Annotated in this window: 25 protein-coding genes; 7 read left to right on the forward strand and 18 right to left on the reverse strand. The window is 33.4% G+C overall.

The annotated features are described in order from the left end of the window. Positions 1 to 22: 22 nt before the first annotated feature. Both K5781_RS07245 and K5781_RS07250 read right to left on the reverse strand, forming a co-directional pair. Positions 23 to 196: a 30S ribosomal protein S27ae gene (locus tag K5781_RS07245; protein WP_297442218.1), complete on the reverse strand. Its 174-nt coding sequence runs from the start codon at positions 194 to 196 to the stop codon at positions 23 to 25. Continuing rightward, positions 196 to 615, reverse strand: coding sequence for a hypothetical protein (locus K5781_RS07250; RefSeq protein ID WP_297442220.1), 420 nt, complete (start codon positions 613 to 615; stop codon positions 196 to 198). The genes K5781_RS07245 and K5781_RS07250 overlap by 1 nt, the downstream gene beginning before the upstream one ends. Before the next feature lie 82 nt (positions 616 to 697). On the opposite strand from K5781_RS07250, the gene K5781_RS07255 reads away from it, so the two are divergent. Continuing rightward, complete coding sequence (locus K5781_RS07255; RefSeq protein ID WP_297442222.1) at positions 698 to 1261, forward strand: DUF309 domain-containing protein; 564 nt, start codon at positions 698 to 700, stop codon at positions 1259 to 1261. On the opposite strand, the gene K5781_RS07260 is transcribed toward K5781_RS07255, so the two are convergent. Beyond that, positions 1245 to 2531, reverse strand: a complete 1287-nt coding sequence (locus K5781_RS07260) for an alkaline phosphatase family protein (protein ID WP_297442224.1) — start codon at positions 2529 to 2531, stop codon at positions 1245 to 1247. The two genes, K5781_RS07255 and K5781_RS07260, sit on opposite strands and share 17 nt — an antisense overlap. Positions 2532 to 2759: 228 nt before the next feature. Here K5781_RS07260 and K5781_RS07265 point away from each other — a divergent pair, with 228 nt between their 5' ends. Both K5781_RS07265 and K5781_RS07270 read left to right on the forward strand, forming a co-directional pair. Beyond that, the gene (locus K5781_RS07265) at positions 2760 to 3776 is read left to right on the forward strand and encodes an HIT domain-containing protein (protein WP_297442226.1); all 1017 of its coding nucleotides are present in this window, start codon (positions 2760 to 2762) and stop codon (positions 3774 to 3776) included. 41 nt (positions 3777 to 3817) lie between these two features. After that, positions 3818 to 4258 (forward strand): hypothetical protein, encoded by a 441-nt coding sequence (locus tag K5781_RS07270; RefSeq protein ID WP_297442228.1) that lies wholly within the window; start codon positions 3818 to 3820, stop codon positions 4256 to 4258. On the opposite strand, the gene K5781_RS07275 is transcribed toward K5781_RS07270, so the two are convergent. Genes K5781_RS07275 through thiD form a run of 3 tightly spaced genes read right to left on the reverse strand, consistent with a single transcriptional unit; the run spans position 4255 to position 6759 of the window. Continuing rightward, positions 4255 to 4692, reverse strand: coding sequence for a GNAT family N-acetyltransferase (locus K5781_RS07275; RefSeq protein WP_297442230.1), 438 nt, complete (start codon positions 4690 to 4692; stop codon positions 4255 to 4257). The two genes, K5781_RS07270 and K5781_RS07275, sit on opposite strands and share 4 nt — an antisense overlap. Before the next feature lie 8 nt (positions 4693 to 4700). Beyond that, positions 4701 to 5402, reverse strand: a complete 702-nt coding sequence (locus tag K5781_RS07280) for a nucleotidyltransferase family protein (protein ID WP_297442232.1) — start codon at positions 5400 to 5402, stop codon at positions 4701 to 4703. Between the two features lie 55 nt (positions 5403 to 5457). Then, positions 5458 to 6759: a bifunctional hydroxymethylpyrimidine kinase/phosphomethylpyrimidine kinase gene (gene thiD, locus K5781_RS07285; RefSeq protein WP_297442234.1), complete on the reverse strand. Its 1302-nt coding sequence runs from the start codon at positions 6757 to 6759 to the stop codon at positions 5458 to 5460. Positions 6760 to 6851: 92 nt separating this feature from the next. On the opposite strand from thiD, the gene K5781_RS07290 reads away from it, so the two are divergent. From K5781_RS07290 to thiC, 3 genes are all read left to right on the forward strand, one after another. After that, a complete protein-coding gene (locus tag K5781_RS07290; RefSeq protein WP_297442236.1) occupies positions 6852 to 7043 on the forward strand; it encodes a hypothetical protein in 192 nt (63 codons plus the stop codon). 6 nt (positions 7044 to 7049) lie between these two features. Further along, positions 7050 to 7268, forward strand: a complete 219-nt coding sequence (locus tag K5781_RS07295) for a hypothetical protein (RefSeq protein WP_297442238.1) — start codon at positions 7050 to 7052, stop codon at positions 7266 to 7268. A 232-nt stretch (positions 7269 to 7500) separates the two neighbouring features. Next, positions 7501 to 8829, forward strand: a complete 1329-nt coding sequence (gene thiC / locus K5781_RS07300) for a phosphomethylpyrimidine synthase ThiC (protein ID WP_297442240.1) — start codon at positions 7501 to 7503, stop codon at positions 8827 to 8829. Here the strand turns inward: thiC and K5781_RS07305 are convergent. From K5781_RS07305 to K5781_RS07350, 10 genes are all read right to left on the reverse strand, one after another. After that, positions 8812 to 9216 (reverse strand): NUDIX domain-containing protein, encoded by a 405-nt coding sequence (locus tag K5781_RS07305; RefSeq protein ID WP_297442242.1) that lies wholly within the window; start codon positions 9214 to 9216, stop codon positions 8812 to 8814. The two genes, thiC and K5781_RS07305, sit on opposite strands and share 18 nt — an antisense overlap. Before the next feature lie 5 nt (positions 9217 to 9221). Continuing rightward, positions 9222 to 10073: a prephenate dehydrogenase/arogenate dehydrogenase family protein gene (locus K5781_RS07310; protein WP_297442245.1), complete on the reverse strand. Its 852-nt coding sequence runs from the start codon at positions 10071 to 10073 to the stop codon at positions 9222 to 9224. After that, a complete protein-coding gene (locus tag K5781_RS07315) occupies positions 10070 to 11440 on the reverse strand; it encodes an aminotransferase class I/II-fold pyridoxal phosphate-dependent enzyme (RefSeq protein WP_297442247.1) in 1371 nt (456 codons plus the stop codon). Before K5781_RS07315 ends, K5781_RS07310 begins: the two co-directional genes overlap by 4 nt. 4 nt (positions 11441 to 11444) lie before the next feature. Further along, entirely contained in the window at positions 11445 to 12542 is a 1098-nt protein-coding gene (gene aroC, locus K5781_RS07320; protein ID WP_297442249.1) for a chorismate synthase, read from the reverse strand. 319 nt (positions 12543 to 12861) lie between these two features. Then, positions 12862 to 14130 carry a 3-phosphoshikimate 1-carboxyvinyltransferase gene (gene aroA / locus K5781_RS07325; RefSeq protein WP_297442251.1) on the reverse strand — a complete coding sequence of 423 codons (1269 nt, stop codon included), beginning with the start codon at positions 14128 to 14130 and terminating at the stop codon, positions 12862 to 12864. Beyond that, the gene (locus K5781_RS07330; protein WP_297442253.1) at positions 14120 to 14974 is read right to left on the reverse strand and encodes a shikimate kinase; all 855 of its coding nucleotides are present in this window, start codon (positions 14972 to 14974) and stop codon (positions 14120 to 14122) included. Before K5781_RS07330 ends, aroA begins: the two co-directional genes overlap by 11 nt. Further along, positions 14974 to 15795 carry a shikimate dehydrogenase gene (gene aroE / locus K5781_RS07335; protein ID WP_297442255.1) on the reverse strand — a complete coding sequence of 274 codons (822 nt, stop codon included), beginning with the start codon at positions 15793 to 15795 and terminating at the stop codon, positions 14974 to 14976. The genes K5781_RS07330 and aroE overlap by 1 nt, the downstream gene beginning before the upstream one ends. Before the next feature lie 51 nt (positions 15796 to 15846). Beyond that, positions 15847 to 16518, reverse strand: a complete 672-nt coding sequence (gene aroD / locus K5781_RS07340) for a type I 3-dehydroquinate dehydratase (RefSeq protein WP_297442257.1) — start codon at positions 16516 to 16518, stop codon at positions 15847 to 15849. Beyond that, positions 16515 to 17573, reverse strand: coding sequence for a 3-dehydroquinate synthase II (locus K5781_RS07345; RefSeq protein ID WP_297442259.1), 1059 nt, complete (start codon positions 17571 to 17573; stop codon positions 16515 to 16517). Before K5781_RS07345 ends, aroD begins: the two co-directional genes overlap by 4 nt. Continuing rightward, a complete protein-coding gene (locus K5781_RS07350; RefSeq protein ID WP_297442261.1) occupies positions 17566 to 18348 on the reverse strand; it encodes a 2-amino-3,7-dideoxy-D-threo-hept-6-ulosonate synthase in 783 nt (260 codons plus the stop codon). Before K5781_RS07350 ends, K5781_RS07345 begins: the two co-directional genes overlap by 8 nt. A gap of 155 nt (positions 18349 to 18503) precedes the next feature. Between K5781_RS07350 and mqnC the strand changes: the two genes are divergently transcribed. Further along, positions 18504 to 19622 (forward strand): cyclic dehypoxanthinyl futalosine synthase, encoded by a 1119-nt coding sequence (mqnC, locus tag K5781_RS07355; protein ID WP_297442262.1) that lies wholly within the window; start codon positions 18504 to 18506, stop codon positions 19620 to 19622. Here the strand turns inward: mqnC and K5781_RS07360 are convergent. Together K5781_RS07360 and K5781_RS07365 are read right to left on the reverse strand one after the other, a co-directional pair. Beyond that, positions 19617 to 21059, reverse strand: a complete 1443-nt coding sequence (locus K5781_RS07360) for a menaquinone biosynthesis decarboxylase (RefSeq protein WP_297442264.1) — start codon at positions 21057 to 21059, stop codon at positions 19617 to 19619. The two genes, mqnC and K5781_RS07360, sit on opposite strands and share 6 nt — an antisense overlap. 41 nt (positions 21060 to 21100) lie before the next feature. Further along, positions 21101 to 21475, reverse strand: a complete 375-nt coding sequence (locus tag K5781_RS07365) for a hypothetical protein (protein ID WP_297442266.1) — start codon at positions 21473 to 21475, stop codon at positions 21101 to 21103. Between the last annotated feature and the right edge of the window lie 45 nt (positions 21476 to 21520).

Genomic DNA, 21520 nt, shown 5'->3' on the forward strand with positions numbered 1-21520 from the left:
AAACTGATTTTAAAACAACTAATTACTGAATGAATTCAGTTAAACCGCATTTTCCACAAGTATGTCTGTCTTTATGTTGAGACATGTATACTCCTTTTCCACATCTAGAACAATTTTTTTTGATTCTTGAGACTTTGTCTCCATCTATCTTGAAGTATTGGTAAACGTTAGGACTAGAACCTTTTTTGCCTGCCATTATTCAGATTTCTCCTCTTTATTTTCTTCTGCAGGTGCGTCTTCAGATTTTGCCTCAACAGCTTCTGCAGGTGCGTCTTCAGATTTTGCCTCCTCTTTAGATTCATTTGCTGCTGCATCAGCTTCTGCAATTTTTGCTTTAGATTTTTCTATCCTTGAAAATATTGTAGGATTAACATGTTTTTTTGCTAATCCTTCATCATCGTAGACATAGAATGTTCCAGTAATAAGGGATTTACCTACATGAGTTCTTAGTCTCATGGGAATTACAAATTTACCGTCAAGTTTGAATTCTTTTGTAACCATGTCTGCGGCTTCTAGGCTTTTTAGCTTGCCTCCCAAACCTGCAAAATTACAAGTCAGCTCTCTTCTAGACAGAAAGCTGTTGTCGACGTCTGTAACTGTCTCTATTATGGACATGTATCCAAAATCTCTGGATATTTCATATAAACCTTGATTGCAATTCCAGAAGAAATTTATGAAATTCCTTTAAAATTATGGTATGGAGCGATATTTACTTCATTTTAAAAATGAGAAATATTTGCCTCAAAACTGTAGAGAACTTGCTCATAAAGCAAGAGATCTTGCATCTGATATGAAAAATGTTTCAGTCAGATTGGCTAGGGTTGCAACCAAATTTATTGAATTTGATGTTGCCGCAGAAAAAGAAGATCTTGATGCTTTAGTTGAAAAACTGACTCCAATTGGAGAAATTGATAATGTTAGACATGTTTTCGAAGAACATATTGAAAAAGAAAAAGGAATTCAAGATGGCATATTTTTCTTTAACAATGAAAGGTTTTGGGAATGTCACGAAGCATTTGAAGGAGTCTGGAATCAATGTTATGGAAGAGAAAAAGAACTAGTTCAAGGAATTATTTTAGTTGCAGTTGCATTTGCACATGAGCAAGAAAATGAAGAAAATATTGGTATTGGGATGTTGAGCAGAGCTTTAGAAAAATTAGGAACTTCTCCTTCAGAATACCATTCCATTGATGTTGATAGAATTAGGAAAAAAGCAATTGAAATGCAGATGGCAAAAAAGTTAACTAGATTTGAGATTTAATTAATTCTAAAGATTTTGAAACTACTTCTGCACCTTGCAGTAATCCGATGCTTCCTTTCTTTGCTTGTTCTTCAGTCATCCGTGTGGTTCCATCATTTTTAATGAAATCTCCTGAAACTAATACTGGTACAGGATCATCACTATGTCCTTTGTTTATACATGGAGTTGAATGATCTGCAGAGATTACAATTGCTACTTTGCTAGAATCAATATTTTCAACTAGCGTTTTGAAAAATCTTTGATCAATTTCTTCAATGTTCTTCATTTTTCCAATTGCATCTCCGTCATGACCAAATTCATCTGGACCTTTTAGATGAACATAAATTGAATTTTGTGTATCCATTGCTTTTGCAGCTACTCTTGCTTTCTCTTCATAATCTGTCAATCCTCCAGCTTCGAATGCTTTCATTTTAAGAACTTCTGAGATTCCAAGCTCTACTGGCATATCTACTATACATGAAAAGTTCATTCCATATTTTTGATTAATTGGAATTACATCTGGATATTTGTTACCTGCATCTCTAAGCAGAATACAACTTAATGCTTTTTTATTTTCATTTTGTCTTTTTTTGTTTATCTGACTTTCTTTCATTATCTTAATTGATTTTTCTGAAAACTCATTTACCAGATTTGCAGTAAATTTTGCCTCTTCTGTATCTTCTAAAGGTAAGCATTTCTCAATTTTTAGAAAATCTCCAACTGCTTTTGCAACACCCATTCCTCCAATGTTACTATATGCAGGATCTGTATTGGTAATTCTTGATGATAATTTTTGAGATTCTTTTCTAATTCTTACTGTAACTCTGTGCCCTATTGTTGGAGCTACCACTACTGATACATCTGGAGATGATAATTCAATCTTGTTTTCAATTTCTTTTGCAACTCCATCTGCATCCTCTTTTTCAATATGTCTTCCTGCTCTTCTGTCGACAATTATTTCGTCATCATTTAATGTTGAATAATTTCCTCTTAGGGCTAAATCTCCATCTTTGAAATCAATTCCCACTCCGATAGCTTCGATTACTCCTCTACCGGCATAGTCTGCATGTTTGAATTTGTATCCTAACATGTTGAAAACTGCAATATCTGATTCTGGAGCGATTCCTTTGCCTACTGAAATTACTTCTCCTATGGCTCCATTACTAGCAATTTTATCTAATGTGGGAGTATTTGCAGCCTCTAATGGCGTTTTTCCGTCCAAATCCGGATGTGGTAGATCTCCGACTCCATCTAAAAGAACATAGATCATATGAACATCAGAATTATCCAAAATATTCCCTGATTGTTCAGGATCTAATTCTCTGTTTTAAATCTTGCAATAATTATTGCGATCAAAATTAAAAATCTCTTTAGTTGTTTTTTCTTTCGCTAGAGGAATTTGATGAAAATAGTATTTTCTTACTTTTCTTTAATTTTTTTCTGAAAAATATTTTTTAAAATTGGATTCTGATAGATCTTAGTAAACGTTTTAACAGACATTTTACTTTCACTAACCATTATGGGGGATATGCGCAAAGATTATGTTTCTGAGCGTTTCATGATTGTCTCAAAGAAAGATGACAAAGTAGTTGATCCAAAAAAATCCCCTTATGCACCTGGCAATGAATCTATGACTAATCCTTCTGTTTTATCTTTAGTTGCAAAAGATGGTATGTTACAACGTCTTCAAGATAATGAAGACGAATATGTAAAAGATTGGGCAATCAGAGTTTTTGAAAGTAAAAATCCTATAGTTTCTATTGAAACTGAAAATTCATACAGTGACAAACCATTTTACAGTGAACCTGCATATGGATATCATTACATTGTAGTTGCATCTCCTAACGAAAAAGATTCTTTTGCAACAATTGATACTGAACAGTGGTCAAATGTCCTTGTTGTTGTACAGGATAGACTAAGATGGCTATATACACAAAAGGGCGTGACATATGTTTCAATTTATGGTGATCATGGAGATTTGGCAGGTAATGCAAATCCTCACCCACATCTGAATCTCCTAACATTTTCTACAATTCCTCCAGTAATTGAAACTGAAGCTGAAGCCTCTCACAAGATTTTAAATGAAAAAGGTGTTTGTCCAATGTGTCAGACTGTGAATGAGGAAATAAGCGGTCCTAGACAAGTCCTTCAAACTGAAGGATTTATTGCATTTTGTCCGTGGTCTCCGTCATATCCTTATGAATTTTGGATATCTCCAAAAAAACATACTACTAGTTTTTCTAAAATCACTCAAAAAGAAATCAATGATTTGTCTCTAATATTACGTGCCACTTTGGGTGGCTTATCAAAAACTGTGAAAAATGTTTCATATAATCTGGTTTTTCATTTGTCTCCAGAAAAGAAAAACAGCCGACAAATTCATTGGCATATTGAAATTTATCCTATCACTAAATCTTGGTCTGGGTTGGAGAGAGGCTATGGGATATTCTTGAATGACATATCTCCTGAACAAGCTGCTGAAAAGCTTGGAGCTGCTTGTAGGAAAGAATTGGCCAACTTAGTTGGTATTGTGTAGTTTTCTGAATGGTTTATTTATCGACTAGAATTTGTTAGAATATGGCAATAGAGAAATGGTTAGCTATAACCAGTGTTGGTTTGTTTGCTATGTTTGCCGGAGAAATGATTTCCATTTACAATTTTATGACTGATGTTCCTGAAGCAATAGAATTTTCCATAAAATTTGATGCTGATCCTAAAATTTTCCAATTCATATCTATAGGTGTTGCTCCAGCTGGAATACTAGCTGCTGTTCCTTTTATTATGACTAGACGTTATGGTTCTAAATCTATTGGGGGATTGATAATTGCAGGAGGGGTAATCATGTTGATAGGAATGATCGTCTGCTATTCTCTAATTGAGAAAGTTGACGATGTTTATCTTACAGATGTTGTACAAAATGTACCACTATTGTTTATTGCATTGTCTATTCCTGTTATTGTTGTTGGTGCATACTTGACAAAAGAAAAAAAGAAACGACCAAAAAAAGAATTTTTTTAGTTATGATCTAATCTTAATTCCTTAGCGACTTGTTTGAATCCTAATTTTTCATAAAATGGTTTTACATCCTCTGTACAATCTAAAATGGTTTTGTAACAGCCTCGTTTTTTTGATATTTCTAGAAGGTATTTCATAATTTTTTCTCCTATTTTTTGGCCTTGAAATTCTTTATCCACTACAACATCTTCAATATGTCCAACCAAACCTCCATTGTGGATGAATTTTGATTCTATGATGAGCGTTGTAGAACCTACTATTTTCCCATCTATTTCGGCAACTGCTATGATGTGATCTGGGTTTGAATTGATTTTTTCAAAAATCTCTTCTGCTTTTGATTTTTCAATATTGCTTGCTGGTTTTAATGAATCCAATGATTTTAGAAATCCTTTCCATAGATCTTCTTTTTTTAATTCTCTGATTATTGGTTCATTCATTTTGTTTCTTAGTTGTTTCCTCGTTTTTTTGTGTATTCTTGAAATGCTTTTTGATATGATTCCTTGTTTCCAATGTCCATAAATCCATTTTTAGTAACGAAACTACTGACTAATTTTTTCTTTATCATGGCTTTTTTTATTACATCATCCATTCCATATGATTTATTTTTTGGAATAAGACTGAACACTTTTGGTTCCATAACATAACAACCCATGTTTACATTTGCTTTTATCTCTGGTTTTTCATTCCATTTTATTACTTTGCCTGTTTTTGAAACATCAATTACTCCATACTCTAAATTAGTTTTGTACTCGTTTAAACTCATAGTAACAAATGCTTTTTTTGCTTTATGCTGTTTTATCATATTTCTAAGACTAAAATCAAATATTGAATCTCCGTACATACAAACAAAAGTATCTTCAATGAACTCTTCTGCTGTTTTTAGTTGACCTGCCGTAGCCAGCGGTTTGTTTGAAATTGCATATTCTATGTTTACTCCAAATTTTCCCCCATCTCCAAAATAATCTTCTATTGTTTTTCTAAGATAACTTACACACAAAACAATTGATTTAACTCCATTTTTTTTATTCCAATCTATCAAATGTTCTAGAATTGGTTTTTTTCCTAATAGTAGCATTGGTTTGGGTGTTTTTTTTGTCAGTGGGAGTAATCTTGTACCTAATCCTCCTGCCAAAATTACTGACTTCACAAATCCTATTTGAAATATGACTATTTATGTTCAAGGTTAATTTCAAAATAAAATTCTAGTCTGAAATTTTTACTAGTTTCTTAATCACTTTTTTTGGTGATTCTCCAAACAGAATAATCATAGGCTCTTTTCCAAACCCACCTTTATGAAAAATTATGTCTGGTGGCATGTTTGATTTTTTAATTGCATTTTTTATTCCCCATTTCACTGTTGATCCTTTATTTTTTACATTCTTTGGTTCTTGTGTCCTATCATAGCTAGATACTGAAAATTTTGCTTTTTTGATTTTAGCAATTGTTGAATTTTTATATTTTAAATTTATTGCAGAATAAATTTTTGGAAATTTTTTATTTACTTCTAACAGTGCTGTTGCAACATGCTTTGAACCTCCATATGTCAAATCCCCTGCAACTATGACCTCCTTTCCTGCTTTTACAATTCTTCCTGATAATCCTAGTATGTCTTTTGTAGATTTTGGTTTTAGTTTTGAATATACAAAATTTGTTTGGCATTCTGGAATATTCTTGTAGATGTTTTTGATCTTAACAAATTCGTTGATTGATTGTGATAATTCCGAGTTTATCTTGTCTTTACTCTTGTTTTCTGTAATTTTGATTCCTTTTCCCACTTGTTTTGCATTTTTAATTGAATTAAATGTAAATTCTTTAGCTAATTTTACTGCTTCTCGAATTGTTTTTCCACTTACAATATAAAACAAAATTGCAGATGAATAATTACATCCACTTCCATGATTTGTTAGTGAAATTTTATTTCCTGAAATTTGATATTCTGTGTTTTTCTCTAAAACAAAATCTGCTATCTTGTTGTTTTTTTCTTCAATACCTGTAATTACAACATTTTTTGCCCCCATTTTTTGAATATTTTTTGCAATTTTTTTTATTGTATTTTTTGAATTTATTTTGGTTTTTGTTAGTATTTCTGCCTCAAATTTGTTTGGGGTGATAATTGTTGCAAGTGGGATTATGTATTTTTGAAAATCTTTGATTGCTTCTTTTTCAATAAGCAATCCTCCTGTAGTTGATTTTATTACTGGATCTACTACGATTGGAATTTTTATGTTTTTTAGCTGCTGATATATTATTTTGATAATTTCAGAATTGAAAACCATGCCAATTTTTATTCCTTCAATTTTGAAATCCGATAAAATAGATTCCATTTGATTTTTTAAAATTTTTTTTGAAACTGGTTCAATCATTCCAAAACTAGATGTGTTTTGTCCTGTGATTGCAGTGATTACTGTTACCCCGTATACTCCAAATTCTGAAAATGATTTTACATCACTTTGAATTCCTGCTCCTGATGAAGGATCTGACCCTCCAATGGAAAGTAAATTCATTGAATTTTCATATTTTTTAGTACTAATCTGTATTTCTCTTAAACAGAATATTTGTAATATCAATTTTATACTTGGATTGATACATTTTATTTATGACAAAAATTCCTTTGATAGATGATTCTCCTCCTGAAATATTACAATGTACAACTTGCTTATTGCCCATGCAATATCAAACAATTAAAGATGAGAAATTTCTCTGGCAGTGTTTTAAGTGTGGAAAACAATATCTTATTTCCAAAAATATGGATGATGATATTGAAGAAAGTTGGAGTCCTCCTCGATAGACTGCCATGTCCGAATTAGATTCTTTAAAATCTGAAAATCAAAAACTACGAAATTACATTTCTCTGATTTCAGCTGAAATTGAATTGTCACAAAGAATTTCTGAAATCCGACAAAATTTTACAAATTCTGAAGATTCTAAACGATTAATCGTGCCTATTTTAGATAGAATTTCTAAAATAACCTCTGAAAAAGCTATCTTGGAAAACGAACTAAATCTTGATTAGTGCTTATGCTGATGTTTGAGCAACACAATCATTAGAACAAAATTCGTCTTTCATACTGTAAAATTCCCTTCCACAATGTCTACACTCTCTGATTGTTCTCATATGATCTATACTGCTTTATTGCATAAAAGGTCGATCATTTTTGTTAATATAATCTCTAGAAATATTATTGCGATCTGCTTTTTTCTGTTTTTCGTGATTGTTTAAATCAGGCAAAAACATAGAATATGCTATGGCAACTCAAATGACTTCAGCTAGACGAGGAGTAGCTACTGAAGAAATGAAACAAGTGGCAAAAGATGAAGATGTTTCATTAGAATGGTTAATCCCAAAAATAGCTAAAGGGTCTATCATTATTCCAAGTAATAACGTTCGACCTCAGAAAATCCATAATGTTGGTATTGGAAAAGGTCTAAAAACTAAAGTTAATGTCAATATTGGAACTTCCACATTAAATGTCAACATTGATGAAGAAGTCGAAAAAGCAAAAGTTGCAATAAAATATCATGCAGATACTATCATGGATCTAAGTGATGGTGGCGATGTAAAAAAAATTCGTCAAACTTTGTTGGATGTTGCTCCAATCACTTTTGGAACTGTTCCAATCTATGAAGCTTATAACTATGGAGTTGAAGTTCACAAGAATCCTTTGAATTTAACTGAAGATGATTATCTGAAAGCATTTGAAAATAATGCTAAAGATGGCGTTGATTATACTACAATTCATTGCGGGATTACAAAAGATATTGCAAAAAGAATTCTTAAAGTTCAAAGATATGGAGGTGTAGTAAGTAAAGGTGGAACAATAACTGCTGCATGGATGTTAAAACATGATAAAGAAAACCCCTATGTGACTCATTATGATTACATGATGGAAATTGCCAAAAAATATGATGTTACATTTAGCCTTGGTGATGCCTTAAGACCAGGCTCGATATTGGATTCTCATGATGAATTACAAGTTCAAGAGATGATCAACATTTCTAGATTGACCAAACGTGCACATGAGCAGGATGTTCAGGTGATGGTTGAAGGTCCAGGACATGTTCCATTAAATGAAGTTGCAGCAAATGTGAGGTTGGCAAAATCTCTAATTGGTGATGTTCCGTATTATGTTTTAGGTCCCCTTGTAACTGATGTTGCATCTGGTCATGATCATATTGCAAGTGCTATTGGTGCAGCAGTTTCTGCTAGTGAAGGTGTTGATCTTTTATGTTATCTAACTCCTTCAGAACATTTGGCATTGCCAAATGCTGAAGAAGTAAAAGCAGGATTAATCGCATATAGAATTGCAGCTCATGCTGGTGATCTTGTAAAAATTCGTGACAAGGTAATAAAATGGGACATGGAAATGACTGAAGCTAGACGTACTTTAGATTGGGAAAAACAACTTGCATTATCAATTGACCCTGAAGAAGCTGCAAAAATTCATAGCAGAACAGGCCAACACCCTGGAAACAATGTCCCATGTACAATGTGTGGTGGTGCTTGTGTCTATATGATGTTGCCACAACAGAAAAAGTATGATAAAGAAAATGAAAATCTACAACAAATTGAATAATACTTTTTGAAGACTGGGAACTGTTTCAAAATTTTCTAATTCTTCTATTTCTATCCATTTAAAATCTGAGTTTTCCCAATTTAGTTTGATTTCTGGCTTGCTTGATTCAAATAAAAATGGGAATATTTCCCATTCATGATTTTTATATTGTGGTGAGTTTACTTTCATTTCTTCAGTCGCTTTGATCAAAGTAATTTTATCTTCTGAAATTCCTACTTCTTCAAAAATCTCTATTTTTGCTCTTGATAGGGGTTCTTCATTATTTTCAATAATGCCACTAATTCCAGCCCATAATCCTTTCATGGATTTTACTTTATCACTTCGTTTCAGAATTAATAATTTGTCATTATCTCTAATGAATGATGTAACAATTTTTGTTGAGCGCATGTCTGCTATTTTTCAACTGCTTTTACCATTTTTGTGAGTTTTTTATATGATTCATTGATGTCTGTATGCTTGGCTAATCTCTCTTGACACTCTTTGATATAATTCACAACTTCCTCTGTCTTTGATTCTTGAACAGATGTGAGTAATCGTCCGATGTCCTTCCATAATTCTTCTGCAACTCTACGAATTTCTGGGTTTGCTATGATAGTTTCAATTAGTTCAGGTGATTCTGTCATGATGCTTTCTGCTAGAGTTTTTTGAACTCTAAATGTTGTACCTGACATTTTTTCAGTTAAATTCATTTTTTCATCTTTTGAAATAATGTTTGCAAATACTAGATTCATTAAATGGGTTAATCCTAAAATTACTGCAATTTTTTTATCGTGTTCAACTGCATCAATTGTAACAAAATTTGCTCCTTCAAATAATGTTTTTGCAACTGTTAATTCTTTTTTAGCATCTTTTATTGGGACTGAAATAATGTTTTGACCTTTGATCGTTTTAACTCCTGGACCAAACATTGGATGAATACAAATAGGATTAATTTTTGCAGGCATTTTAGATAATGATGAGACTACTTTTGATTTCTCAGATGATATTTCGATGAGATATGTTCCTCTCTTCATCTCTTTTGCAATTAGTCTAATTATTTCAGGTGTTCTTCTTGTAGGGGTACACAAAACAACATAATCTGCACTCAAAATTCCTCCAACCAATGATTCTGCAATCTTTAGCCCTTTTGTTGAAATTTTATTTTCTGAATCATACCCTGTAACTTCAAAACCTGAATCTGCAAAAAACTTTGTAAACCATTGACCCATTTGACCTCCTGCACCTACTACTGTGACTTTCTTCATTTGCTATCACTCATTATCTTACTTAGTATATTCATTCCCTCAACCAACGTCTTCTCATCTTGACATGCTGAGAGTCTGATAAAATTCTTATAATTTCCAAAGCCTTCTCCTGGGGCTACTGCTAAACCTTTCTCTAACGTGCTATTTGCAAATTGTACTCCGTCAAAACCTTCTTGATTGATTCTTGCAAAAATGTACATTGCGCCATCTGGAACTACAAATTCTAAACCTATTTCACTTGCTTTTTGTGCCAACACATCTAGTCTGTTTTGTACTGTATTAGTATTATTGGATGTGTCTGCTTCTAGGGCTTTCATGGCTATGTATTGCATTGGTTCTGATACGTTTGTTAAACATAATGCCTCCAATTTTGCCATTTTTTCAATGATTTTTGGATCTGCAATCGCATATCCTACACGAAATCCTGTCATTGCATGTGATTTTGAAAATGATTGGGTTACGATGCTTTTTTCATAATTGTAAGAAAGAACACTCTTCCAATTGACTTTTGCATATTGTGAATAAATTTCGTCACTTAACACATAGAGATCATTCTTTTTAGCAAGTTCAATTATGTTATCTTGTAATTTTTCATCCAGAATTTTTCCCGTAGGATTATTTGGATAATTTAACACAATCATTTTAGTATTTGAATTAATTGTGTTTTTGATTTGTTCTAATGATGGATTCCATTTGTCTTCAAATGTTGTGTTGATTGTTCTGACTTTGATTCCTGAATTTAATGCACAATCTTTGTAGGCAGGCCATGCAGGCTCTATCACTATCATTTCGTCTCCTGGATTCAACAGTGTTGTTATTGCAGTAAAAATTGAAAATCTTGCACCCGGGCTTACGATTATGTTATCTGATTTTATATCTACATTGAATTTTTTAGATGCGTACTTTGCTAAAGCTTCTCTGAATATTGGCATCCCTTTTGCTTGACCATATTTTAGAAATCCTTTATCGTATACTTCTTCTAATGCATCTTTCACAATTTTTGGTGGTAAAAAATCTGGTTCTCCAACTTCCATATGGATAATTTTTTTCCCTGTTGCTTCAAGTGTTTTTGCTTTTAAGAAAATTGAAAGATGTGTTTGTTTGTTTGTAGATTGAACTTTTACTGATTCATTTAATAGAAAATTCAAAAATTTTGTGGCAATTGTTTCTTCTAATCCTATGCTATCGCATAATGAAATAACTTTTCCACGTAAACTGTCTTCTCTTGCTTCATCAGTAACTCCTTTTCCAATATTTTTTTTAACTTCTCCAATTTCTTTTGCTATGTCTGTTCTAGTTTTTAACAACTCTATCATTTTTAGAGTTACTTCATCCATTCTATTTCGTAGGTCGTTGATGTCAGACATTTTCTTACAATGTTGGCTTGATTGCTCCAGAAAGAAGCGCATGGTCTGCTATAGTTAATGCTACAAGTGAATCTACTACTGGTGGAGCTCTTGGCACAACACACGGATCATGCCTTCCTTTGACTTGAAGAACTGTTTCTTTTTTTGTCTTAATGTCTACTGTTTTTTGTTTTTGTGCGATAGATGATGCTGGCTTGAATGCAATTCTCATAGTAATTGGCATTCCGTTTGATATTCCTCCTAAAATCCCCCCAGATCTGTTTGTTTTTGTGACTATTTTTCCTCTTTTGATTGTATACAGGTCATTATTTTCTGAACCAAATAATTCTGAACCTGCAAATCCTGAACCAAATTCAATTCCTTTTACAGATGGAATTGAAAAGATAGCTTTACTCAAATCTGATTCTAATGAACTAAAAATTGGTTCTCCTAATCCTACTGGAACATTTGTTGTGATTGATTCAATAATGCCTCCAAGTGAATCTCCTTTTTTTCTAGCATCTAAAATATTTTCTCGCATAATTTTTGCCGTTTTATTTTCAGGACATCTCACTTCATTTTTATAAATTGAATTAATCATTTTTTCATTAAATTCTCTTTCCATCTTTGTTTTTCCTATTTGTGAAGTGAATGAATTTGTTTCAATACCTAATGTCACTTTGAGTAATTTTCTTGCAATTGCTCCTCCCATTACATGCGTTGCAGTTAGTCTCCCTGAAAATCTGCCTCCTCCTCTATGATCATTGAAGTGATTATATTTTGTCATTGCTGGATAATCTGAATGACCTGGTCTTAGTTTAGTTTTCAAATTTTCATAATCTTTTGATTTTTGATCACTGTTCCAAATCACCATGGTGATTGGAGCTCCTGTGGTGTGCCCTCTGAACACTCCTGAAATTATTTCAACTATGTCTCCTTCTTTTCTTTGAGTAGAAATTACATTTTGACCTGGTTTTCTTAGGTCCAACATTTTTTGAATTTCTTTTTCATCAATTTCTAATCCTGCTGGGCATCCATCTAAAACAGCACCAATAGATTTTCCATGACTTTCACCAAAACTTGTTAAAACAAGACGCTGACCAATAGAACTTCCCGGCAACATACTATCAAAGCTAAACGATGCTTATAATTCCTCATTCTGAAATTTTTGAAATCTTGATTGATGTTTTTCTAATCTTATTTGTACCTGTTTAAAAATTATATAATTATTGAATAAATGATGAAATAATTATAATATATTCTTAAATATCATAATTACATACATAATACATGCAAAAACGTGTAAATTATACCGAATAATTTGCGCGGCCCTGCGAAAAAGACATGTTATCTACGCTAAAGCGTTGTGGGTGAGGAGAATGCTTTTCACTCTATACAGGGTCGCGCCTTTTACTCTTTAGGCAATTTTTTCAAAATAATTTTTATTGGATTTCAATGTCTGCGCCCATACGCTTCATCTCTTCTACAAAATTTGGATATGAAACTTGAACTGATTCTGGATCTGTAACTGAACAATTTCCTACATGCATTCCTGCAATACAAAATGCCATGAACAATCTATGGTCTTCTTCAGAATTTAATTCTGCACCAGAAATATTTTTGGATGTTTCTAAAATCATTCCGTCTTCTTTTTCTTGAATCTTAATTCCTATCTTGGATAGTTCTCTTGATATAATTGCAATTCTATCTGTTTCTTTTAATCTGGCATGTTTTACATTAAAAATTTCTATGGGCTTGGATGATTTTAATGCTAAAATTGCAAGAGGTGGGAGAAGATCTGGAGAATTACTCAAATCAAACTTTCCTCCATTTAGTTTTTCAGGTGTTTTAATTTTAATTTGATTATCATCCATCATTATTTGTACGCCTAGTTGTTCTAAAATATCAATAAAGACTTCATCTCCTTGAGGTAAATTCCCAATATTTCCCTTGATTGTGATGTCTTCTCCGTTTAATACATTAGCAGAAAGTAAAAGTGCAAGACTGGAAAAATCGATTGGAATTGTAAACGTACATTCTTTATAGATTTGTGGGGAAATATTGTATCTTTTGTATGGGATAAGTGTTTGAACAGTTACTCCAAACTTTCTCATTGTTGATATTGTTGCATCCAAATATGGTTTTGATACCAAATTTCCTTCAATAGTTAAGTTGATTCCTTTTTCAGTTAACGGTGCACTAATGAGCAATGCTGAAATAAACTGACTGGAAAAATTTCCAGGAATTTTTACTTCTCCTCCTGCAATTTTCCCTTTGATTTTGATTGGTGGTTTTCCATCTGTTGAACTGCATTGTGCTCCAATGCTGGTTAATGCATCTAAAAGCGGCTGCATTGGCCTTTTTTGTAAACTTTCATCTCCCGTCAATGTAATTTCTTCTGAAAATAAACTGGCAATTCCTGAGGCTATCCTCATAGTGGTTCCTGAATTCTCTGTATTGATTTCAGGCACTTTTGTGCCTATTTTTATTGGATTTTTGACAATAATTGATGAATTTTCAATTTCTATTTCTGCTCCAAATTTCTTACATGTGTCAATCGTTGCTTTAGTGTCTGCTGAGAGTAGTATGTTATCCACTTTACTCATTTTCCCTGCAAGTGATGCAAGAAAAATTGCTCTATGCGTATAGCTCTTGTTTGGAGGACAAACTATCTGTCCTGAAATTATAGATTTTCCAACTTTACACTTCATGAACTTCTGCCTTTTTGTTATTAATTTTTGAAACAATAATGTGTCCTTCTAGTGCTGAAAACACTTTTTTCATTGCAGACTCATTTTCTTTTTTTGTAACTGCTGCTATTGATGGTCCATTGCCAGAAACTGATGCCCCCAGTGCTCCTTTCTCAATTAATTCTGTGATTATTTTTGGCTCTGAATTTAAAATTGAAGCTGTTGCTAATCCGTTAATTATCATTGCTTCCCAGTAATTTGCTTTTCTTGCTAATTCCCATGCATTCTCAAATATTGATGAAAGCATTTTTAATTTTTTTAGATTACCTCGCTTTCTGTTTTTTGGAATAAAAATCACTGCAATTAGATTAGATGGTCCTTTTTCAAATTGAATTCTCTTTTTCTTTGCATTATCTGTAACATTGAATCCTCCATAATAACAAGAACATGCATCATCATATGCTCCTGTGATGCTGACCTTGGATTCAATTGATGCATCTACTCCTGCTAGTAAAATTTGTTGATCAGTCATCTTTGGTTTGAAAATTTTTGCACATGCCATGGCTATTGCTGATGAAATTGCACTTGAACTTTTTAATCCATAACCTGTTGGGATTTCTGAGTCAAGTGTGATTGATATTTTATTTTGTTCTAAATCTTTTTTTGAAACAATCTTCTCAATTGTTTTGTTTATTAATCTGGAGCTGAGGCTCTTGTTTTCTGACTGAATTGAAATTCCCTTACCTGGGGTTGTCTCTATCGTGGCTTCTACTTTTAGTTCTATGCCTAATGTTGCTCCTTTTTGGTTTGCAATCGCATTTACTAATGAGACTGCTCCATGGACGGTAGCTTTTGCTTTTGCCATCAAAATCCTCCTAACAGTGCTTTTTTCATGGCATTATAAGGTGCTTCGATATTATGCCATATCTCAAATGCTCTTACTGCTTGGCCAAGAAGCATTTCATATCCGTAAATGACGATTGCATTTTTCTCTTTAGCTTTTTTGATAAAATCAGTATTCATTGGCATATACACAATATCGTAAACGACTGTTTTTTCATCAATCCCTTCTAATGAAATTACACTTTGTTCATTTTTGAGTCCAACTGATGTGGCATTAACTATGATGTCGTAATTTTTTGCAGTATCTTTGACATCATCAATTCGTATTGCATTGGCATCTAGTCCAAGTTTTTTTGCAAATTCTGAAAGATTGTTAGCTTTTTCTAGTGTTCTGTTTGCAATGGTAATGCTTTTTGCTTTTGCTTTTGCAAATCCTGCAACTATAGCTCTAGCTGCACCCCCCGCACCTATGAGAAGAACTTTGGTTCCTGTAATGTTTAATTCTTTTTTCTTAAATGGCTCTAAGAACCCGTCCATATCTGTATTGTATCCTTTAAGAATTCCATCTTTGTTTGAAACAGTATTGACTGCACCAATCAAACTGCATGACTCATCTGTTTTATCTAAATATTTCATCATCTCTATTTTGTGTGGAATGGTGATGTTAAATCCGTCTATCTTGATTTTCTTTAACCCTTCTATTCCTTCTTCTAGTTCTCCTTTTGGAATTCTATATGCAATATATGATGAATCTAAATCCAATTCTCTAAATGCTGCACTATGGATGTTGGGGGATAAAGAATGATTAATAGGATCTCCGATTACTGCAAATGTTTTCCCCATCTTAATTTCTGAAGTTATATGATTGATTTAAACTCTCAACTTTGAAGTTGATTATTTTTTTAATTTGATAATTTTTTTGACTTCGTCTACACTAAATTGGCCTGGTGCAATTGCTTTACCTAGCGATACATAGGTGTAAGGACTTCCCAAATACAGGCACAAAATCCTTGAAATTCTTCCATAATCTCCCATGGCAAATGAAATCAAGTTGTTTTTTCCTTTTTTACTATACAACTCTAGCATTCTAGTAGAATCATCAGTTGATTTTGCAGTACTGACAATTTTTACATTTGATGAGAATTTTTCCATCTGACTTACTTTCTTTTTTAGTTCCAAAGTACTAGGTGTTTTCTTAAAGTCATGCCATGACACTAGTAATTTTGTCTTGGTTGATTTCAAATATTTTGTCAAATCCAAATTTTTCTTCAATGTGTTGAATTCTACATCCAATAGAAATGGATTATACTCTGCAATTAATTTCAAAACTGCGATTCTCTCTTTCTCATTTCCTGGGAATCTTCCTCCCTCTGTCTTTGGTCTTAATGTACATACAATTCTGTTGAGATCTTTCTTTATCATTTCTAGAGTTTCAGGAATTTTCTCTATTTTGAGAAAATCAAATCTCACTTCAACATAATCTGATTTAGAAAGTGCAATTTTTAAAATTTTTTTCATCTTTGCTGGTGTATTTTCTGCAATTGATACACATGTTTTGTATTTCATTTTTCTAAAATATATTCATCAGAAACTTCCATTCCGAAATGTCTTCCCGTTGCAGGCTTTGAATGTACCATGACCGTATCTCCTTTTTTAAGATGGGTTACTGAAACAAGTTGTCCGTTAGATTTTACAAACCTAATTGTCTCTGCATCTTGTGCAATTATTCCTCCTGTCTCTCCTCCCACTGTGGCTTTGATCATTAACATTGGTCTTCTTTCAATTTTTGATCTTCCCACTGTTGCTCTTCTTGCTTTTCCTTTTGAATTGAGGATTAATACTTCAGATCCTGTTTCTACTTCTGAAAGATAATTTGTTGTTCCATCTGGGGATAACGTATAACAATGAACAGCTCCGGCATTTACTCTAAATGGCCTTGGTGATGTAAAGGAGGAACCTACGGATTCATTATGTACTAAAAACAAAAAGTTTGATCTACTTCCTATCAACATCCCTTCTCCTTTGTGAAGCATAGATGCGGTATCGACACATACACGTTCTCCGTCTCCTACTTCTTTAATTTCTATAATCTTGGCTGGCTTCATATCGAAACTCTTTGTTCCCAGGTATATCATGACCTCTCTTACTTCGTTGATTGAAGATGTGCTAAAGATTACTCCGTCTACTCCTACCTCTAAAATTGAAAACATCTTTCTGACTTCTTCAGGTGTTCTTGCAATGGCAAAGATTTTGGTATGAATTTTGTGTAATTTGGCAATGATATTTTCAAGTGGGATGATTTTCCAGTCTTTTACTTCAACGATGACAAAATCTAGTCCTTTTTTTGCTATGTTGAGGACATTCTCAATGTCTGAGTTTGAGAGAATCTGGAATTTTCTGCCAACTTTTTTTCCTTTAGGTTTTGCTCCTTCTTTGTCTAGTACCACATAATTTGCTGCATTTGAAGGAAATACTGTTTGAAGTTTTGTTTTTTTCTTACCTAGTTTTTTAGGATCGAGATACACCATCTTAATTCCCTCTTCTTCTAATTGTGGAAGAAATTTGGCCAATTGTGTCTGAGACACTTTGGGTGAAATTATTAATTCTCTTGTTTTACTCAATTTTTTTCAGTGCTTCCTTTGCTGTTCCTTTTCTGAAAATTATTTCAGCTAATGCTTCTACCATTTTTTCAGGTGTTTTATGTGCAAAGATGTTTCTACCATATGTGACTCCTTTAGCTCCTGCTGCTATCGCATCTTCTGTCATCTGAAGAATATCTAAATCTGTTTTTGCTTTAGGTCCACCTGCAATGACAATTGGAACTGGTGTACTCTTTACAATTTTTGAAAATGAATCGATATCTCCAGTGTATAATGTCTTTACAATATCTGCACCACATTCTGCACCAATTCTTGCAACATGAGCTACAATTTCTGGGTCATGTGGGTTTTTGATATTTTCTCCTCTTGGATACATCATTGCTAAAAGTGGCATTCCCCATCTATGGCATTGATCTGCAGTCATTCCTAGTTGCTCTAACATTTCTGGTTCTTCTTTGCCTCCGATGTTGATGTGTAATGAAACTCCGTCTGCTCCTAATGCTACTGCTTCTTTTACAGTTCCAGTAAGCATCTTTCGATTTGGTGCTAATGATAATGATGTACTACTTGAAAAATGAACTAAAATTCCTACTTTGGTTGGTTTTGGTAATGATTTGATAATTCCTTTGTTGATAATTACACTTGTGAGACCGTGTCCCTCACATTTGTAAATTGTATTTGCTGGATTTTCAAGGCCTTCAATAGGTCCGTTTGAAATTCCGTGATCCATTGGAATGCATAACATTCTCCCTTTTCTTAGAATTCGATTAAGTCTAATCTGATTTCCTGATACCATGATTTGATCTGATTTTTGCGCCCTACTTAAAAATAACGTGAATCATTAAACTATGCTTTCTCAAAAATTGCGCATGAATCATGCCTTTTGTTTAATTCTTTTCCGTTCCTTTTTCTATCAAGAATTAAATAGAAATTCTAAAGGATGAAGATCACTTGAGTCAGACAACTGAGCAGATACAAAAAAGTGACGTCAAAGATATTTTGGAAAATTCTCTTAATGGACAAAGACCTGGTCCGGAAGATATTTTGAGATTGCTAGAATCTGAAGATGTTCATTTGATGGGCCTTGCTGCCGGTCATCTCACAAGAAAGCAATTTGGAAAAAAGGCATCTTTTGTTAATAATATTATTTTGAATTATACCAATGTTTGTATCACTGATTGTAAATTTTGTGCATTTTATAGATCTCCTGGTGCTGAAGATTCTTACACTCTAACTCTTGATGAAATTGAAGCTAGAGTGAAAACTTCGTGGGAGATGTTTAAGATTCGTCAGGTTTTGATTCAGGGTGGACACAATCCAAATTTGAAAATTGAATATTATGAAGATGCGTTTAGGATGATTAGAGACAAATTCCCATCTGTTGGGGTTCATGGATTATCTACATCTGAAATTGATATGATTGCAAGAGTCGAAAAATCATCAACCAAAGAAATTCTTTCTCGATTAAAAGATGCTGGTTTACAATCAATCCCTGGGGCTGGTGCTGAAATTCTGACTGATTCTGTAAAAGAAATCATTAGTCCAAAGAAAATTTCTAGTGATGATTGGATTAGGATTATGGATGAAGCACATTCAATTGGAATTCCTGGTTCTGCAACAATGATGTATGGTCATGTAGAAAACAAAAATGATATTGTTGAGCACTTTTCTAAAATTGTAAAACTACAAGAAAAAACTAAAGGCTTTATGGCATTTATCCCTTGGAATTTTGAACCAAATAATACTTTGATGCATGAAGAGGGTATTGTAGAGTATGGCACTGGTGGAATTCAACTTTTGAAAATGATTGCAATCTCTAGACTTGTATTTGATGGTTTAATCCCACACATTCAATCTTCTTGGCTAACTAATGGTGTTGGCATGGCTCAACTTGCATTGCAGTATGGTGCTGATGACTTTGGCGGTACCTTGATTGGAGAAGAAGTTGTTTCTTGTACTGGAGCCCGTTCAACTGAACTCACTGATAAAATTATCATGGATGCAATTCATCAGATTGGATATCAAGTAGAAGAACGTGATAATTTCTATAATCCTATCTCAATATCATAGACCGTAACTAGACCATTTGGAATCTACTAGGTTCTTTGTATTCTCATCGACTTTGACTTGTTGTTGTATCTCTCTATTGTATCCCTCTTCTTTTGTTTTCTGAGTTGCATCGATTCCCATTTTTGATCCCAAATTAACTAGCGGTGATGCTGGATCTAAAGTATCTGTGGGTGTATTGTCAATAATTATTGTATCTCTTGCAGCATCTGCTCTTGTTGTAATTGCCCAAATTACATCATTGATGTCATGAACATTGATATCTTCATCTACTACCACAAACATTTTGGTTAGTGATAATTGTCCCATTCCCCAGAGACCCATCATGACTTTTTTGGCTTGACCTGGATATCTTTTCTTGATTGAAATAATTGCAAATCCTTGGAACCATCCTGCCGCTGGCATGCTAAAGTCCACTACCTCTGGATGGAACATTTGAATTAATGGTAAAAATGAACGTTCTATTACTTTGCCAATGTATGCATCTTCAAGAATTGGTTTTCCAACTACTGTTGTAACGTAAATTGGATTTTTCCTTCTCATGATTCCTGTTAATGTGAATGTTGGATATGGTTCAACTGGAGTATAGTATCCTGTATGGTCTCCAAACGGTCCTTCGTCTCTAATGTCTGCAGGATCTACATATCCTTCTAAAACAATTTCTGCATTTGCTGGAACATCCAAATCTATTGTTTTGCACTTTACTGTTTTGATTCCTTCTTTTCTTGTAATTCCTGCAAACAAGTATTTGTCTAATCCTTCTGGTACTGGTGCAATTGATGAAAATATTGTGGCAGGCTCTCCTCCAATAATTATTGCAGTAGGAATTTTTTCTCCTTTTTCTTTTGAAATGTCTCCGTGATGTGCACCCCTCTTGTGTTTTTGCCAGTGCATTAATGCATGAGTTTTATCAACTATCTGCATCCTATATGTTCCAAGATTTCTAACTCCTGTCTCTGGATGTTTGGTGGCAACCAATCCTAGTGTAATGAACTTGCCTGCATCCTCGGGCCATGATTTTATAATTGGTATTTCATCAAATGATGCATCAGTGGATGTGATTTCAGTTACTGGTCCACTTGTTTCTGCTTTTGGAAATGATGCAGTCATTTTGGAAAGTTCTGGAAGTTTTTTTATTTTGTTTAGCAACCCTGATGGCACATCCATCTTTGTCATGTCTGCAATCCTTTGACCTATTTCTGTAAAATCTGTCATTTCTAATCCAATCTCTAATCTTTTCATAGATCCAAATGCATTTCCTAAAATTGGCATGTCATATCCTTTGACATTTTCAAAAAGAATTGCTGGACCATTAGAGTACATCTCTCTTCTCATGATTTCGGCAACTTCTAAATCCGAATCCACTTCTGTCTTTACTCTTTTTAATTCCCTGTGTTTTTCAAGTTCTGAAATGAAATCTCTGATGTCTTCTATTCCCACGATGATTCACTAGTCAGATCAAGTATAAGCTTAACTCGTTTTTACATTGGTGGAAGTTCTGTTTTTTTATCATGTCCGCCAGAGCCGAATTTGCAGTAAAAACATAATTCTGATTCCATGTATTTCAGTTGCTCAACCTGAATAGCTCCGAGTTTCAATGCAATTTTTGTCAAGATTTTGTATTTTAATGGCATTGCTGGAATTACTTCATCCATGTATACTCTGTAATGATCGGGACAGAACTTTAGGGTGACTTTTGATGGCTCTTTGCCTTTTTCATTTACTTGTTTTGTAAAGTTGATCTGCTCTCGTATGTATTCATGTTTTGGACATGGACAATTCTTGCCTCCTGGATGCTTGTAGGCGGGCGTATTCTTCCAATCAAAATCTGGAAATTCTTTTTCAAAGTCATCCATGTCATCATTTATGCAATTTAGCATATAAAACTTGATCAAAATTAG

The organism is Nitrosopumilus sp. (genome assembly GCF_025699255.1).
In the GTDB taxonomy this organism is placed as follows: Archaea; Thermoproteota; Nitrososphaeria; order Nitrososphaerales; family Nitrosopumilaceae; genus Nitrosopumilus.

Excerpts from the sequence above, each read along its gene's own strand:
- K5781_RS07245 (WP_297442218.1), bottom strand. The coding sequence starts at position 196 with ATGGCAGGCAAAAAAGGTTCTAGTCCTAACGTTTACCAATACTTCAAG.
- K5781_RS07250 (WP_297442220.1), bottom strand. The coding sequence starts at position 615 with ATGTCCATAATAGAGACAGTTACAGACGTCGACAACAGCTTTCTGTCT.
- K5781_RS07255 (WP_297442222.1), top strand. The coding sequence starts at position 698 with ATGGAGCGATATTTACTTCATTTTAAAAATGAGAAATATTTGCCTCAA.
- K5781_RS07265 (WP_297442226.1), top strand. The coding sequence starts at position 2,760 with ATGGGGGATATGCGCAAAGATTATGTTTCTGAGCGTTTCATGATTGTC.
- K5781_RS07270 (WP_297442228.1), top strand. The coding sequence starts at position 3,818 with ATGGCAATAGAGAAATGGTTAGCTATAACCAGTGTTGGTTTGTTTGCT.
- K5781_RS07275 (WP_297442230.1), bottom strand. The coding sequence starts at position 4,692 with ATGAATGAACCAATAATCAGAGAATTAAAAAAAGAAGATCTATGGAAA.
- thiD (WP_297442234.1), bottom strand. The coding sequence starts at position 6,759 with ATGAATTTACTTTCCATTGGAGGGTCAGATCCTTCATCAGGAGCAGGA.
- K5781_RS07290 (WP_297442236.1), top strand. The coding sequence starts at position 6,852 with ATGACAAAAATTCCTTTGATAGATGATTCTCCTCCTGAAATATTACAA.
- K5781_RS07295 (WP_297442238.1), top strand. The coding sequence starts at position 7,050 with ATGTCCGAATTAGATTCTTTAAAATCTGAAAATCAAAAACTACGAAAT.
- thiC (WP_297442240.1), top strand. The coding sequence starts at position 7,501 with ATGGCAACTCAAATGACTTCAGCTAGACGAGGAGTAGCTACTGAAGAA.
- K5781_RS07305 (WP_297442242.1), bottom strand. The coding sequence starts at position 9,216 with ATGCGCTCAACAAAAATTGTTACATCATTCATTAGAGATAATGACAAA.
- K5781_RS07310 (WP_297442245.1), bottom strand. The coding sequence starts at position 10,073 with ATGAAGAAAGTCACAGTAGTAGGTGCAGGAGGTCAAATGGGTCAATGG.
- K5781_RS07315 (WP_297442247.1), bottom strand. The coding sequence starts at position 11,440 with ATGTCTGACATCAACGACCTACGAAATAGAATGGATGAAGTAACTCTA.
- aroC (WP_297442249.1), bottom strand. The coding sequence starts at position 12,542 with ATGTTGCCGGGAAGTTCTATTGGTCAGCGTCTTGTTTTAACAAGTTTT.
- aroA (WP_297442251.1), bottom strand. The coding sequence starts at position 14,130 with ATGAAGTGTAAAGTTGGAAAATCTATAATTTCAGGACAGATAGTTTGT.
- K5781_RS07330 (WP_297442253.1), bottom strand. The coding sequence starts at position 14,974 with ATGGCAAAAGCAAAAGCTACCGTCCATGGAGCAGTCTCATTAGTAAAT.
- aroE (WP_297442255.1), bottom strand. The coding sequence starts at position 15,795 with ATGGGGAAAACATTTGCAGTAATCGGAGATCCTATTAATCATTCTTTA.
- aroD (WP_297442257.1), bottom strand. The coding sequence starts at position 16,518 with ATGAAATACAAAACATGTGTATCAATTGCAGAAAATACACCAGCAAAG.
- K5781_RS07350 (WP_297442261.1), bottom strand. The coding sequence starts at position 18,348 with ATGGTATCAGGAAATCAGATTAGACTTAATCGAATTCTAAGAAAAGGG.
- K5781_RS07365 (WP_297442266.1), bottom strand. The coding sequence starts at position 21,475 with ATGGATGACTTTGAAAAAGAATTTCCAGATTTTGATTGGAAGAATACG.